Origin of the sequence: Microbacterium testaceum (assembly GCF_006539145.1) — a bacterium.
In the GTDB taxonomy this organism is placed as follows: Bacteria; Actinomycetota; Actinomycetes; order Actinomycetales; family Microbacteriaceae; genus Microbacterium; species Microbacterium testaceum.
The window spans coordinates 1-14,933 of record NZ_BJML01000002.1 but is presented as its reverse complement, the minus strand read 5'-3'; the positions used below and the strand labels follow the sequence as shown (position 1 = coordinate 14,933).

Genomic DNA, 14,933 nt, shown 5'->3' with positions numbered 1-14,933 from the left:
CGCGCACCCCTGAATCAACGGAGATCTCTTGGACGACTGGACCCAGACACTCGGCACGGCGCCGCTGCTCGCCATCGCGGCGGGCGCGATCGCGCTCATCCTGGTGCTCATCATCTGGCTGAAGGTGCACGCCTTCCTCGCGCTCATCATCGTCTCTCTCGTGACGGCATTCGTCGCCGGCATCCCCGTGTCCGCCATCGTGTCGACGCTCACCGGAGGATTCGGAGGGACCCTCGGCACGGTCGCCCTGCTCGTCGCCCTCGGCGCGATGCTCGGCCGATTGATCGAGCACTCCGGCGGCGCGCAATCGCTCGCCGAGACCTTCGTGCGGGTGTTCGGTGAGAAGCGCGCTCCCTTTGCTCTCGGCATCGTCTCGCTGATCCTCGGATTCCCGATGTTCTTCGACGCCGGCCTCGTCATGATGCTGCCGATCATCTTCGCGATCGCGCGCCGGGTGTCCGGTAACAACGTCCTGCTCTTCGGTCTGCCGGCCGCCGCCGCGTTCTCGGTGATGCACGTCTTCCTGCCGCCGCACCCCGGACCCGTGACCGCGAGCGAACTGTACGGCGCCAACCTCGGCCTGCTCCTGATCGTCGGTCTCGTCATCGCCTTCCCCATCTGGTACCTGTCGGGCTACCTCTGGGGCAAGTTCGTCGCGCGCCGCATCGTCCTGCCCGTCCCGCTGCTCTTCGGCGACGTCGACGCCGACCAGCCGAGCAACCCGCCCAAGCCCCTGACCGTCATCGCGGTGCTGCTGCTGCCGATGCTGCTGATCTTCCTGAACACCGGCCTCACCACCCTCGGCTCGGCCGGTGCCGTCGACACCGACAACACCGTCGTCCAGGTGCTCATCCTGCTCGGCAACTCGCCCGTCGCCCTGCTCATCACCGTGCTCGTCGCCACCGTCGTCTTCGGCTTCCGCCGCGGTGAGAACGGGACGGCCCTCGAGAAGGTCGTCGACTCCGCCCTCGGACCGGTGTGCTCGGTCATCCTGATCACCGGCGCCGGCGGCATGTTCGGCGCGGTCCTGCGCGCCTCGGGCATCGGCGACGCGCTCGCGGACAGCCTGGGTGATCTGGGTCTTCCCGTCATCGTCGCGGCGTACATCATCGCGGTCATCCTGCGTCTCGCGCAGGGCTCGGCCACGGTCGCCCTCGTCACCGCCGCGGGTCTCGCCGCCCCGGCTGTCATGGCGGGCGACTTCTCGCCGCTGCAGGTCGTCGCCATCACCGTCGCCACGGCCGCGGGTTCCGTCTTCGCCGGTCACGTCAACGACTCCGGCTTCTGGCTCGTCGGCCGCCTCATGGGCATGGACGTCAAGACCACACTCAAGACCTGGACGGTCCAGCAGGCCATCGAGTCGGTGCTCGGCTTCGCCGCGGCCCTGCTCGTCTTCGGGATCGGGGCCCTCCTGTGACCGGCTCGAACGCCGACCTGTTCGACGTCTCCGACCGCCTCGCGCTCGTCACGGGGTCTTCACGCGGTCTGGGACGCGCCCTTGCGCTGACCCTCGCCCGCGGGGGAGCGCGGCTCATCGTGCACGGTCGTGACGCGGCTGCTGTCGAGCGGACCCGTGCCGAGGCCGAGGATCTCTCGGGTCGTCCGGCGCACGCGGTGACCTTCGACGTGACCGACGCAGCAGCCGTCGAGACGGCGATCGGCGAGGTGCTCGCCGGGGTGGGCGCGCCCGACATCCTCGTCAACAACGCCGGCGTCCAGCGCCGCGCACCGATCCACGAGTTCGCCGTGTCCGACTGGGATGACATCGTCGCGGCCAACCTGTCGGGGGTCTTCTACGTCTCACGGTTCGTCACCCCCGCGATGGTGGAGCGCGGGTCCGGCAAGGTCGTCAACGTCGCCTCGGTGCAGTCACGCCTCGCGCGTCAGACGATCGCGCCCTACTCGGCCACGAAGGGCGGCGTCGCCCAGCTGACCGCCGGGATGGCCGCGGACCTCGCGCGCCACGGCATCCAGGTCAACGCCCTCAGCCCGGGGTACTTCGCGACCGAGATGAATCGCGACCTGGTGGACGACCCCGAGTTCACCCGATGGCTCACGCAGCGTACGCCCGCCGCGCGCTGGGGTGACTTCGACGAATTGCGCGGGGCGCTGCTGTTCCTCGCCTCGGACGCGTCGAGCTTCGTCTCGGGACAGAACATTTTCGTCGACGGCGGGATGACCGCGGTCGTCTGACCGCGGAGAGGAACGATGATGCAGTCGCTGCTGATCGAGAAGGCTCTGACCGCCGTCGTCCGAGAGGTCGCCGTCCCCGAACCGGGGGAGGGACAGGTCCGCTTGCGCGTGGAGTACGTCGGGATCTGCGGATCCGACCTGCACTACTACTTCGAGGGGGCGAACGGCGCGTTCGTCGTGCGCGAGCCCCTCGTGCCCGGGCACGAGATGTCGGGACGGGTCGACCACGACCCCTCCGGTGTCCTCGCCGAGGGGACCCCGGTGACCGTGCACCCCGCGCGTTTCGGCACCCGGCGCGAGGGGGTCGAGAACGCGCCGCATCTCTGGCCCGGAGGCTCGTACCTCGGGAGCGCCTCGACCTGGCCGCACACCCAGGGGGCGGCATCCGAGTACCTGATCGTCGAGGCCGACATGGTGCGTGTGCTCCCCGAGAACCTCCCGGTGCGTCGCGCCGTGCTCGCCGAGCCCCTTGCCGTCGCGCTGCACGCTCTCGGCAAGGCCGGCGACGTGGCTGGCTTCGAGGTGCTCGTGACCGGGGCCGGGCCGATCGGACTCATGGCGGTGGCCGCCGCCGTCGCCGCGGGCGCACGCGTCACGGCGACCGACGTGCTCACGGGACCGCTCGACCGCGCCCGTGACCTCGGGGCCGAGGCGACCGTCGACGTCTCCGTCGACGCGGTGGAGCCGAACCGGTACGCAGTGGTGCTCGAGTGCTCGGGTGTGCCCGTGTCGATCTCCACGGCGCTGAAGGCGGTGCGGCTCGGCGGCACGGTCGTGCAGGTGGGCATGCTTCCCGACGATCCGCGACCGGTGAACCTCGCACCGTTCATCTCGAAAGAGGTCCGCTACCTCGGCGCCTTCCGCTTCCATCGGGAGATCGATCAGGCCGTGGAACTGCTCGCGGCGAACCCCGGTATCGAGGGTGCCCTGACGCACGAGTTCGCGCTGACGGATGCCGAGGAGGCTTTCGCCACCGCGCGCGATTCGCATCGCTCCGGCAAGGTCGTCTTCGCGCTCTGACTCGGCGAACGCCCCGGTCCTCCTCTTCCGAGGCGAGGTCCGGGGCGTTCTTCACCTTCCGTTCGCGCTGCGCTCGGCCGTGAAGCGGCGGGTCACCGCGATGTCACGCTCGCCGAGACCGCGGTCGACGATCTCGTCGAAGGCCGAGCGCAGCGCCGGCAGGAGCGCCGGGCGGGTCTGCGTCGCCTGGGCGATGTCCGCGGCGAAACGCAGATCTTTGACCATGTATCCCGCGATGCCGCTGGGGGAGTCGTCTCCCTCGACGAGCTTCTGGTGGCGGCTCTGCAGCAGGTTCGAACCGGCGTAGCCCCCGCCCAGCAGCTCCCAGAGCGCGGCCGGATCGACGCCTGAGCGCGCGGCCAGCTCGGTTGCTTCCCCGAGCGCGAGGATGGTCGCTGCGACCACCATCTGATTGCACGCCTTCGCGACCTCGCCCGCTCCGAGCGGCCCCAGCCTCACCGGCCGTCCGCACGGAGCGAGAAGTGCCGCCGCTTGCTCGGCATCGGCGGGTTCGCCTCCGAGCATGATCGACAAGGTCCCGGCTTTCGCGCCGTCCTCCCCGCCTGAAACGGGGCAGTCGACGACCCGGATGCCGTCGGGCAGGCGTTCCGCGAGCTCGCGTACCCCGACGGGCGACGACGTCGAGCCGATCATGACGAGGTAGTCGCGGCCCTCGACCCCGGCGAGCAGGCCGTCGGGGCCGTCGAGGTGCTCCTCGAGTTGGGGAAGGTCGGGCAGCATCACCAGCACGGCATCGGTGGCGGCGGCGAGCTCGCGCGCGGTCGGTGCCCAGCGCGCGCCCGCCGCGGTGAGGCCGTGGCGCTCGCGACGCGCGTGGACCGTCAACGAGTCGCGGGCGGCGAGCAGATGTCGCGCCATCGGTTCACCCATCGCGCCCAGCCCCCAGACACCGAGGCGCGTGTCCTCGGACGGTGGGAAGGAACCGGTCTCTTCGTCGAGCGGAGTCATGGGTGAGATCCTATCCGCTAGACAACGGGTTGGACAGGGTTCACTATGATGTACGGACTGTCATGCAACCCGTGAGCGCTCGATGCGTCTCGCTGCGGAGGGAAAGAGACGACGATGTCGACGGCGAAGAGCTTACGCGCGGTGGTCGCGGTTCCCCTGAGCGAGGAGCACTGCCGCCTCATCGAACGCCTCGAGCCCCGTGTCGAGATGGTGCGCGACGTGTCCCTCACTCGCCCGATGCGCGGGCCCGCCGACTGGGCGGGTAATCCCGCGCACGAACGCACACCCGATGAGCAACGCGCCTTCGACGCCATGGTGGACTCCGCCGAGGCCCTCTTCGGCATTCCCGACGTCGACCCCGCCTCCCTCGCGCGCACGGTCGCCGCCAATCCCGGCTTGCGCTGGGTCATGACCACGGCCGCCGGCGGTGGCGGCCAGATCAAGGCCGCGGACCTCGATCGCGCCGCGCTCGACCGTATCGTCTTCACCACCAGCGCAGGAGTGCATGGGGGGCCGCTCGCCGAGTTCGCCGTATTCGGCGTCCTCGCCGGGGCGAAAGACCTCCCGCGACTGGCGCGCCAGCAGGCCGCGACGACCTGGACCGACCGGTGGGAGATGCGCCAGGTCGACGAGATGGTCGTGCTCGTTGTGGGTCTCGGGGGAATCGGCGCCGAGTGCGCTCGCCGTTTCCACGCGCTCGGTGCCGAGGTGTGGGGAACCACGCGCTCCGGCGCGCCGGTCGAGGGCGTCGATCGCCTGATTCCTCTCGACGACCTCGTCACGGCGGTGGCAGGGGCGGATGCCATCGTCGTCACCCTGCCCGGCACCGATCAGACGCACCACCTGATCGGCGCCGAGGTGCTCGCGGCGGTCAAGCCGGGCGTGATCCTCGCCAGCGTCGGGCGAGGCACCGTGATCGACGAACAGGCCCTGCTCGTCGCGCTCGACGAGGCGCGGGTGTCGTTCGCGGCCCTCGACGTGTTCGAGGTCGAGCCGCTGCCCGCGGACTCGCCGCTGTGGCGGCATCCGAACGTCCTCGTGAGCCCCCACACCGCCGCGCTCAACGCGAAAGAAGAGGAACGCATCGCGCGCCGCTTCGCCGAGAACGCCACGCGCCTCCTCGACGGCGAGCCCCTGCGGGCGGTTGTCGATACGGTCGAGTTCTACTGACGCGGCCGCTCCGGCGGCGTCGAGGGAAGGGAAGTGCTCGGTGGGCGACGACGAGAGCGCGATCGCGCGTGATCCGGCTCCGGCGGTGGGCCGCGGCATCCGTCTTCTCGGCCTTCTCGCCGAGGCGGGGCGTGCTCTGACGCTGACAGAACTCGCGGCCGGCCTCGGGCTCGCGAAGTCGTCGACGGCGAACCTCTGCCTGTCGCTCGAGGCGGGCCGAATGATCGAGCGCGTGCCGCTCGGCTACCGGCTCGGTATCCGCACCGCGGAGTTGGGCGGCGCCTTCGCTGCGCAGTTCAATCAGGTGCGCGAGTTCTACTCCGTGTGCGAGACGTCGCCCGTGCTCAGTACCGAGCTCGTCCAGGTCGCGATACTCGACGATCTCGACGCCCTCTATCTGGCCCGCTACGAGGGATCGCGATCGGTGCGGCTCGGCACGCCCCTCGGCTCGCGGCTGCCCGCGGCCCTTTCGGCGACCGGTCGGGCGTTGCTCATGACGCGCAGCGATGACGACGTGCGCGCGCTGCTGCACCGCGGCCGCCCCCTGCCGAAGCTCACCGAACACAGCACCATCGAGGTCGAGGCGGTGATCGACAAGCTGCGCGCCGCCCGCGAGCGCGGCTGGTCCGTCGACGAGGAGGAGTCGTTCCGCGGGATCGTCGGTGTCGCCGTTCCTCTCGAGGGGTGGGCGCCGGGCGATCCGCAGCTCGCGCTGGGCGTCGGCATCCCGGTCGCGGATGCCGGCGCCGACCGTGTCGCGCACGTCGGCGCCGCTCTGCGCGAGGCGGCCGTGGCGCTGACGAATCCGTTCAGCGCCTCGCGCGCCCGCTGACCCGCGCGACGCTCCTTTCCTGGTGGGGGTGGACTCCGCCGTTCGGGCGCAGGAAAGTCGCCCCATGCTGCACAGCGTGCCCCAGCGCTCACGCGGGGGAGCCGTTCAACATATTGAACTCTGTCCACTCCGTTGGTACAGTCGGCGTCGTCGCAAGACTTCAGCCGATCGAAGGAGATGGCCGTGACCACTTCATCCACCCCGACGCCGCAGCCGACGGATGATCCCGAATACGCCGCCAATCTTCGGCGGGCGACGCTCGCCTCGAGCATCGGAAGCGCGCTGGAGTACTTCGACTTCGCGCTCTACGGCCTGTCCACGGCCCTGATCTTCAACGTCCTGTTCTTCTCTCAGGACAATCCGGCCCTCGCCACCGTGGCCGCATTCGCGACCTACGGCGTCGGCTTCCTCGCCCGCCCGTTCGGCGGCCTGTTCTTCGGGGTGCTCGGCGACAAGCTGGGTCGCAAGTGGGTGCTCGTGATCACGATCCTTTTGATGGGCGGAGCTTCCACGGCCATCGGGCTCCTCCCGACGTATGAGGCGGTGGGCATCCTCGCGCCGATCCTCCTCGTGATCATGCGCCTGCTGCAGGGGTTCGGTGCCGGCGCCGAGCAGGCCGGGGCCACTGTCCTCATGGCGGAGTACGCGCCGGTCACGCGCCGCGGCTTCTTCTCGGCGCTGCCCTTCATCGGCATCCAAGCGGGAACCCTCCTCGCCGCCGTGGTCTTCAGCCTCATCTCGCTGCTTCCCGAGGACCAGCTGCTCAGCTGGGGCTGGCGCGTGCCGTTCCTCGCCTCGTTCGTGCTGATCATGCTCGCTCTGTTCATCCGCATGCGCCTGCGCGAGACCCCGACGTTCATCGAGCTCGAGAAGAGCGAGCAGATCGCCGAGCGGCCCATCCGCGACATCTTCACCCGCGGCCTCCCGGGCGTCATCGTCGGCATCGGGCTGCGGATGGCCGAGAACGGCGGCTCCTACATGTTCAACACGCTCGCGCTCACGTTCTTCGTCGCCACGGTGGGCGGTCACGCCGACCGCAGTCTGCTCACCTGGGGAGTCACGCTCGGCTCGCTCATCGGCATCTTCTCGGTGCCGCTGACCGGTGCCCTGTCCGACCGGATGGGCCGCCGCACGGTCTATCGCGCCGGGGCGCTGTTCATGCTCGTCTTCACGTTCCCCGCCTGGTGGCTGATGTCGCTCGGGAACTACCCGGTCACGATCGCCGTCATCGCGATCGGCATCGGCGTCGCGGTCAACGCGATGCTCGGACCCCAGTGCGCGATGCTCCCCGAGCTCTTCGGCAACCGCCACCGCTACCTCGGTGTGGCCATGGCGCGCGAGATCTCGGCCGTGCTCGCCGGCGGACTCGCGGGCGTCCTCGGCGCCTACATCATCGCGGTGAGCGGGGCGAACTGGCTGCTGCTCGCGATCTACATGGCGACGCTCGCGCTGATCACGACGGCGTCGACCTTCCTCGTTCCCGAGACGCTCCGCCGCGATCTCACGCGCACCGACGACGCGATCAAGGTCTCGCGCGATGAGGCCGGCGAAGGTGTGGACGCCACCACCGTCACCGTCCGGACCATCCGATGACGCGTCGCGTCCGGAGCGGGGATCGGCGATGCTGATCGCCCGTGTCCGCACCGCCGACGGCCCGCGCACGGTCCGCGTCGACGGCGACCGGTTCATCCCTCTCGGCGATCCCTACGCGGCGTTCGCTTCCGGGGCGACCATCCCGGATGCCGGCGACCCGGTGTCGGGAGATCTGCTCGCGCCCTGCCTGCCCACCGTTGTCGTGGGCATCGCTCAGAACGGGCCGACTCATCACGCGCCCGTTCAGGCGTGGCTGAAGAGCCCCCGCACCGTCGTCGGACCCGATGCGTCGGTGAGGTTGCGTCGCGATGCCGGCGTGACCGTCGCCGAGGCGGAGGTCGCCGTGGTGATCGGGTGCGAGACCACGGGGCTGACGGCCGAGAACGCCCACGACTACGTTCTCGGCATCACCGCCGTCAACGATCTGTCGAGTCCGGACCGCGCGCGCGTCGACCCCCGCAACTTCGAGTCCAAGTCGGGGGAGGGATACACGCCCCTGGGGCCATGGATCGACACCGACCTCTCGATCGACGACGACCTCCCGATGTCGCTTCTCGCCGACGGACGCGTACGGGCGGAGACCTCGTCGGGTCGGCTGCCCGTGTCCGCTCGCGAGTGTCTCGCTTATGTCGCGGGGTGGAGCACCCTGGGACCGGGGGACGTCGTGATGATGGGGGCGCCGTTCTCGCAGGCGTCTGTCGTGGCCGGAGAGAGCCTCGATGTCGTCATCGCGGGCCTGCGTCTGCGCACGGCGACGATCTGAGCGTCAGCCGTTCCGCAGTGGTTCGGCGTCAGTGCTTCTTGTACGACGTCGTCCGACCCAGCGAGAAGAGGGCGCCGACGGTGCCGAGCAGGCCGAACGCGGCGATGCCGCCGATGACCCAGAGCACGACGTGAGAGAAGAAGCCGCTATCCATGAAAATCCTCCGGGTGAGTGTCCAGCCCTTCGATCCTACCGTCGCTGCGCGCGCGGTCCTGCCCACTCCCCACCGCAACGTCGTGCGGCGGCCGTCTGCGCTGGTAGACTTCCGGGGAACTTCGGCGAGGGATGCCGCCTCGTCCGCCGTACGGCGCGCAGGGCATCCGTGATCGACGCAGTGATGCAGGCTCCCGGCTTTCCTCACGCGCTCGCGTTCGAGTCGAATCCAGACCACACAGGTGCGGACCTTGTCCGCTCACAAGCTGCGGGACACGAGCCCGCGAGGAGAACATCATGTCGGAAGACAACAAGGTCGTCGTAGAACTGCGCGAGAACTTCGGCAAGGGCTTCGCCCGTCGCCTCCGCGCCGCGGGCAAGATCCCCGCGGTCATCTACGGTCACGGCACCGAGCCCCAGCACGTCGCACTGCCCGGTCACCAGACCGCGCTGCTGATCCGTCGCGCCAACGCGCTGCTCGACCTCGACATCGCGGGCAAGAGCCAGCTCGTCCTGGTCAAGGACGTCCAGAAGGACCCCGTGCGTCAGATCATCGAGCACATCGACCTCATCGTGGTGAACAAGGGCGAGAAGGTCCAGGTCGACGTTCCCGTCGTCATCACCGGCGAGCCCTTCTCGGGCACCATCGCCATGCTGGACGCCACGTCGGTCTCGCTCGAGGTCGAGGCCACTCACATCCCGCAGAACGTCGAGGTCGATGTCGAGGGCGCCGAGGACGGCACCCAGATCACCGCCGCCGACCTGAAGCTGCCCCAGGGCGCGACCCTCGTCACCGAGCCCGAGACCCTCATCGTGGGCGTCTCCGTCCCGCTCGACACGATCGCCGCCGACGAAGAGATCGCCGAGGCCGACGCCGAGGTCGCCGAAGAGCAGTCCGAAGAGGCCGAGACGGCCGACGCGGGCGACGACAAGTAATTCCCGAGGGCCGTTCACCGGTCCGATGGCAACGAGGGGGCGCGGATTCGCGTCCCCTCGTTCGTTTCCCGGCGCGTCCCACCGCGTCGTCGCGCACGGTCCACACCCGGACCCGGAAGGATGGATGCCATGGCAGACACCTGGCTCATCGTGGGTCTCGGCAACCCCGGCCCGCGCTACGAGGCGACGCGCCACAACATCGGCCAGATGGTCGTCGACGAGCTCGCCTCTCGCCGCCGCGAGCCGTTCCGCGCGCACAAGGCCAACGCGCGAGTGGTCGAGACCTGGCTGCGGCCGGGAGCGGCGAAGCTCGTGCTGGCCAAGCCCAACAGCTTCATGAACGTCTCCGGCGGCCCCGCTGCCGGCCTCGCGAGGTTCTACGGCACCGACCCCGACCGGATCGTCGTGGTGCACGACGAGCTCGACATCCCCTACGACACCATCAAGCTCAAGACCGGCGGCGGCCACGGCGGCCACAACGGTGTCCGCGACATCGCGAAGGCGCTCGGCACGCCCGACTTCCCCCGTGTGCGGGTCGGTATCGGCCGACCGATCGGTCGACAGGACCCCGCGGACTGGGTGCTCGACCCCTTCAGCGCCACGGAGCGGCAGACGCTGCCGATCCTCGTCTCCGACGCCGCGGATGCCGTGGAACTCCTGATCGACGAGGGCCTCGTCGCCGCGCAACAGCGCTTCCACGCCCCACGCGCCTGAGTCGAGAGTCGGAACGCCGATTCGGCGCGGTGTCTCGGAGCAACGAGTGGGAACGCGGTCGAGGGTCAGACCGGTGAACCGCCGGAGGAAACGCCTGCCAGCCCCGCCACGATGGCGACAAGCGTCAGCCCGCCGAAGATGACCGGTCCGAGTACCGCGATCACCAGGCCGGCGATTCCGGCACCCCGCCCCGACCGTCGCACGATAGCGACGAGCCCGAGCACGATCGCCGTGAGACCGATCACCGTTCCCGACCAGAACGCGACCTCGCCCAGCAGCACCAGATCGCGGACGGGCGACAGGACGCGCCAGTCGAAGCCGCTCGACGACATGGTGGCCAGACCGGGGGCGGCTCCGCGTGCTGAGCGGAACGCCGCGAATCCTCCGACAGCGGATGCCAGCACTGTCGCGATCACCGAGAGCGCGAGCGCCCACGTTCCCAGAGGCCGGCCGCGCCGTGTCGGCTCCGGGGGAGTGAGCAGCGTCCCGACCGGCGGAGCCGCGTGGGGGGCGGCGAAGACCGGACCGTTCGGAGCGCTCGGCGACGTCATGCGGTCAGCCTACGAGACACGGTGCGTCGCCGCGTCGTCCACCCCGGCCCGATGTCGGTACCCCCGCGTAGACTCGTCAGAGTGACAGTTCCCGGGATCGTTCGCGCCCTCGAGCAGGCTGAGTCGTACCGTGAAGCCGCTTCGGCGGTTTCCTCAGACCTGTCTCTCTCCCTCGTCGATGGTCTCGACGCCCCCGTCATCGCCGGCCTTATCGAGCGGCGCCGCTCGGCGGGGGATCCCGGTGCCGTGCTGGTCATCGCCCCGACCGGTCGACGAGCCGAGTCTCTCGGCCCGGCGCTGGACGCGGTCCTCCCCGGAGCGCAGGTCCTGCATTTCCCCGCGTGGGAGACGTTGCCGCACGAGCGACTCAGTCCGAGTCCCGAGACGGTGGGCCGGCGCCTCGATGTCCTCCGCCGAATCGCGGCGTGGGATGGCACCACCCCCCTCGTCGTGACCGCATCGGTGCGCAGCGCTCTGCAGCCGCTCGCCCCCGGCCTCGGCGATGTCGCGCCGATCGAGCTCGCCGTCGGTCGGCGCGGACTCGAGCTCGAGGCCGTCATCTCGCGGCTCGTCGAACTCGCCTATCACCGCGTCGACATGGTGTCGCGCCGTGGCGAGTTCGCGGTGCGCGGCGGCATCCTCGATGTGTTCCCTCCCGTGGCAGACCACCCATACCGCGTCGAGTTCTTCGGCGACGAGGTCGATCAGATCAGAGCCTTCTCGGTCGCCGACCAGCGTTCCCTTCCCGGCGAGGTCTCCGCCGTCACACTCGTACCCAGCCGCGAGTTGCTCCTCACGACCGAGGTGCGCGCCCGGGCCGCGGCGCTCCGCGACGGCTATCCAGGACTCCGCCAGTTGCTCGAGAAGATGGCGGAGGGCATTCCCGCAGAGGGCATGGAGTCGCTCATCCCCGTGCTCGTCGACGACTTGATCACCCTCGTGGACTACCTCCCCGGCGGAAGCGCCGTCGCCCTCGTCGATCCGGAGCGCTCGCTCGCGCGCGCCACGACGCTCGGCGATACCAACCGCGAGTTCCTCGAGGCTGCGTGGTCTGCGGCCACGGCGGGGGCGGACACTCCGGTCGATCTCGGCTCCGGCGATTTCGTCACCCTCGGCGACCTGCACGAGAAGGCCAGCGGTCGCGGCGGGGTGTGGTGGCAGCTGAGCGCCTTCGACTCCGGAGCGGCGGATGCCGAAGACGAGGGGCTCGTCGTCGGCGATGACTCCGCTCATCGCATCAAGGCCGATCCGGTGCCGTCGTTCCAGGGGAACGTCGAGGGTGCGACTGCTCACGTCGGCGAGCTTCTGCGCGACGGGTGGTCGGTCGTGGTCACGGCATCCGGCCCCGGCATGGTGGACCGTGCCCGAGACGTCCTCTCCGAGCGCGGGATCGCCGCCCGCCGCGTCGACGATGTGAGGGCGGCCCCCGAGGCCGGAGTCGCCCATGTCGTCTGCGCGCCCCTCGAGCGGGGCTTCCAGCTGACCCAGGCGAAGTTCGCCGTCATCACCGAGACCGAGTTCTACGGTCGGTCGGTCAGTGGCGACAACCGCGGGGTGAAGAAGCTCGCTTCGCGTCGCCGCAACGTCGTCGATCCGCTGCAGCTCAAGCCCGGCGACGTCGTCGTGCACGCGACCCACGGCATCGGCAAATTTCTCGAGCTCACCCAGCGTGAGGTGTCGAGCGGTGGCCGCAATGCGGTGAAGACGACCAAGGAGTACCTCGTTCTCGAGTACGCGCCGGCCAAGCGCGGCTATCCGGGTGACAAGCTCTTCGTGCCGACCGATCAGCTCGACCTGCTGTCGAAGTACGTCGGCGGCGAGGCGCCCACGCTGTCGAAGATGGGCGGGAGCGACTGGGCCGCGGCCAAGGGCCGCGCCCGCAAGGCCGTTCGCGACATCGCTGTCGAACTGGTCAAGCTGTACTCGGCACGCATGGCGTCGAAGGGCCACGCCTTCGGCCCCGACACCCCGTGGCAGCGCGAACTCGAGGAAGCCTTCCCCTTCGCCGAGACCCTCGATCAGCTCCAGACGATTGATGAGATCAAGGCCGACATGGAGAAGCCGATCCCGATGGACCGACTGCTCTCGGGCGACGTCGGGTTCGGCAAGACCGAGGTCGCGGTGCGGGCGGCGTTCAAGGCCATCCAGGACGGCAAGCAGGTCGCGATGCTCGTTCCCACCACGCTGCTGGTCAAGCAACACCTCGAGACCTTCGCCGAACGTTTCGCGGGCTTCCCCGTCACGGTCCGGCCGCTGTCGCGCTTCCAGACCGACAAAGAGGCGAAGGCCACCCTGGCCGGCCTCACCGACGGCACGGTCGACATGGTCATCGGAACCCATCGCATCCTGACCGAGAAGGTCCTTTTCAAGGACCTCGGGCTGATGATCATCGATGAGGAGCAGCGGTTCGGCGTCGAGCACAAAGACCAGTTGAAGAAGCTCAAAACCAACGTCGACATCCTGGCGATGAGCGCCACGCCCATTCCGCGCACGCTCGAGATGGCGGTCACCGGGATCCGCGAGATGTCGACTCTCGCGACCCCGCCGGAGGACCGGCATCCGATCCTGTCGTATGTCGGGCCCCGCAACGACAAGCAGATCGCGGCGGCGATTCGACGCGAACTGCTGCGAGAGGGCCAGATCTTCTACGTGCACAACCGCGTGTCCTCGATCCAGCGAGTCGCGGCGCACCTCGCCGAACTGGTGCCCGAGGCGCGCATCGTCGTCGCTCACGGACAGATGGGGGAGCACGCGCTCGAGCAGGTCGTCGACGACTTCTGGGAACGTCGTGCCGACGTGCTGGTGTCGACCACGATCATCGAGACGGGCCTCGACATCTCGAACGCCAACACGATCATCATCGACCGTGCCGACAAGTACGGTCTGTCGCAGCTGCATCAGCTCCGCGGACGGGTGGGTCGTGGTCGTGACCGTGCGTACGCGTACTTCCTCTACGACGAGATGAAGCCGCTGTCCGAGACCGCGGCCGACCGGCTCGAGACGATCGCCGTGAACAACGACCTCGGCTCGGGCATGCAGGTGGCGCTGAAAGACCTCGAACTCCGCGGCGCCGGAAACCTCCTCGGCGCCGAGCAGGCCGGACACATCGCGGGTGTCGGGTTCGACCTGTATCTGCGCATGATCGGCGAAGCGGTTTCCACCTTCCGAGGCGAAGACGTCGACGGTCCCACCGAACTCCGCCTCGAACTGCCCGTCGATGCCCGTTTGCCGGAGTTCTACATCGACAGCGAGCGTCTGCGTCTCGAGGCGTACCAGAAGCTGTCGGCCGCGGCATCCGCGACAGCGAAGAGCGATGCGATCGACCTCGTGGTCGAGGAGCTTCGTGATCGATACGGGGAGCCACCTGCCGAGGTCGAGGGACTCATCGCCGTGGCGCGCCTGCGCCGCCGGGCCGCTCAGGCCGGTCTGGCCGATGTCGTCGCGATGGGTTCCAACCTGCGCGTCGCCCCGGCGAACCTCCCGGACTCTATGCGGGTGCGCCTGCAGCGGCTGTACCCGAAGGCGAAGCTCGTCGCCAACGGGGATGCCATGGTTGTCCCGCTCCCTCACGATGCGGACGATGCGAATCTCATCGCGTGGGTTCGCCAGCTCCTCGACGCGCTGTGGCCGTTGCCCGTCTCAGAGAACACCGAGACCGCGAACGCGTGACGACCGCTCCCTCCCGGAGCGCGGACGATCAGGCCCGACCGACCACTCATCGGTCGGGCCTTCGTGGTAGATCCGCGTGATTCCGGGCTTCACGGCGTAGCGACACGCCCGGGGTGAAGCGACGATTCGACCGATCCGGTGTCGAGTCGTAGTGTTTTACCTGTTCGCCCCACAGGGGAGAGCGGAGAGGCCGGAAGGCCCCGCATCGTCTCAAGTGGCGAACCACCCAAAACCTCCTCCGAATGGTGTAAGGTTTTGGTTCGGTCGTTCGGCCGGTTCCCGAGGTTGATCTCTCTGAGATCCCAATGAGGTTCCGATTGCTGGCGGCTGTCAATTGAAGTGAACTGCCTCACGGGTAGGTCGAGAGATC

13 protein-coding genes are annotated in these 14,933 nt (G+C 69.2%); 10 read left to right on the top strand and 3 right to left on the bottom strand.

Features of this window, described 5'->3' with window-relative positions; genetic code table 11:
• The first annotated feature begins 28 nt into the window (after positions 1-28).
• Genes MTE01_RS04220 through MTE01_RS04210 form a run of 3 tightly spaced genes read left to right on the top strand, consistent with a single transcriptional unit; the run spans position 29 to position 3,213 of the window.
• The gene (locus MTE01_RS04220) at positions 29-1,417 is read left to right on the top strand and encodes a GntP family permease (protein ID WP_103206390.1); all 1,389 of its coding nucleotides are present in this window, start codon (positions 29-31) and stop codon (positions 1,415-1,417) included.
• Positions 1,414-2,193: an SDR family oxidoreductase gene (locus MTE01_RS04215; protein WP_103206391.1), complete on the top strand. Its 780-nt coding sequence runs from the start codon at positions 1,414-1,416 to the stop codon at positions 2,191-2,193. The genes MTE01_RS04220 and MTE01_RS04215 overlap by 4 nt, the downstream gene beginning before the upstream one ends.
• An 18-nt stretch (positions 2,194-2,211) precedes the next feature.
• On the top strand, positions 2,212-3,213 hold the full coding sequence (locus tag MTE01_RS04210; RefSeq protein ID WP_141375883.1) for a zinc-binding dehydrogenase: 1,002 nt from the start codon (positions 2,212-2,214) through the stop codon (positions 3,211-3,213).
• 51 nt (positions 3,214-3,264) lie between these two features.
• Here MTE01_RS04210 and MTE01_RS04205 read toward each other — a convergent pair whose 3' ends face one another.
• Positions 3,265-4,182 carry an NAD(P)-dependent oxidoreductase gene (locus MTE01_RS04205; RefSeq protein ID WP_141375881.1) on the bottom strand — a complete coding sequence of 306 codons (918 nt, stop codon included), beginning with the start codon at positions 4,180-4,182 and terminating at the stop codon, positions 3,265-3,267.
• 114 nt (positions 4,183-4,296) lie between these two features.
• On the opposite strand from MTE01_RS04205, the gene MTE01_RS04200 reads away from it, so the two are divergent.
• The 4 genes from MTE01_RS04200 to MTE01_RS04185 all read left to right on the top strand — a co-directional run bounded on the left by MTE01_RS04200 (position 4,297) and on the right by MTE01_RS04185 (position 8,540).
• Entirely contained in the window at positions 4,297-5,352 is a 1,056-nt protein-coding gene (locus MTE01_RS04200; RefSeq protein WP_141375879.1) for a D-2-hydroxyacid dehydrogenase, read from the top strand.
• 40 nt (positions 5,353-5,392) lie between these two features.
• Entirely contained in the window at positions 5,393-6,184 is a 792-nt protein-coding gene (locus tag MTE01_RS04195) for an IclR family transcriptional regulator (protein ID WP_141375877.1), read from the top strand.
• Positions 6,185-6,361: 177 nt separating this feature from the next.
• On the top strand, positions 6,362-7,777 hold the full coding sequence (locus tag MTE01_RS04190; protein ID WP_103206395.1) for an MFS transporter: 1,416 nt from the start codon (positions 6,362-6,364) through the stop codon (positions 7,775-7,777).
• A 28-nt stretch (positions 7,778-7,805) separates the two neighbouring features.
• Positions 7,806-8,540, top strand: a complete 735-nt coding sequence (locus MTE01_RS04185) for a fumarylacetoacetate hydrolase family protein (protein ID WP_103206396.1) — start codon at positions 7,806-7,808, stop codon at positions 8,538-8,540.
• A gap of 28 nt (positions 8,541-8,568) precedes the next feature.
• Here MTE01_RS04185 and MTE01_RS17425 read toward each other — a convergent pair whose 3' ends face one another.
• Positions 8,569-8,694, bottom strand: coding sequence for a hypothetical protein (locus MTE01_RS17425; protein ID WP_258027850.1), 126 nt, complete (start codon positions 8,692-8,694; stop codon positions 8,569-8,571).
• Positions 8,695-8,990: 296 nt separating this feature from the next.
• Between MTE01_RS17425 and MTE01_RS04180 the strand changes: the two genes are divergently transcribed.
• Complete coding sequence (locus MTE01_RS04180; RefSeq protein WP_103206397.1) at positions 8,991-9,629, top strand: 50S ribosomal protein L25/general stress protein Ctc; 639 nt, start codon at positions 8,991-8,993, stop codon at positions 9,627-9,629.
• A 129-nt stretch (positions 9,630-9,758) separates the two neighbouring features.
• A complete protein-coding gene (pth, locus tag MTE01_RS04175) occupies positions 9,759-10,343 on the top strand; it encodes an aminoacyl-tRNA hydrolase (RefSeq protein ID WP_103206398.1) in 585 nt (194 codons plus the stop codon).
• 65 nt (positions 10,344-10,408) lie between these two features.
• Here the strand turns inward: pth and MTE01_RS04170 are convergent, their stop codons facing one another.
• A complete protein-coding gene (locus tag MTE01_RS04170; protein ID WP_141375874.1) occupies positions 10,409-10,894 on the bottom strand; it encodes a hypothetical protein in 486 nt (161 codons plus the stop codon).
• Positions 10,895-10,975: 81 nt separating this feature from the next.
• Here MTE01_RS04170 and mfd point away from each other — a divergent pair, with 81 nt between their 5' ends.
• Positions 10,976-14,563 (top strand): transcription-repair coupling factor, encoded by a 3,588-nt coding sequence (gene mfd, locus MTE01_RS04165; protein WP_170210607.1) that lies wholly within the window; start codon positions 10,976-10,978, stop codon positions 14,561-14,563.
• Positions 14,564-14,933: the final 370 nt, after the last annotated feature.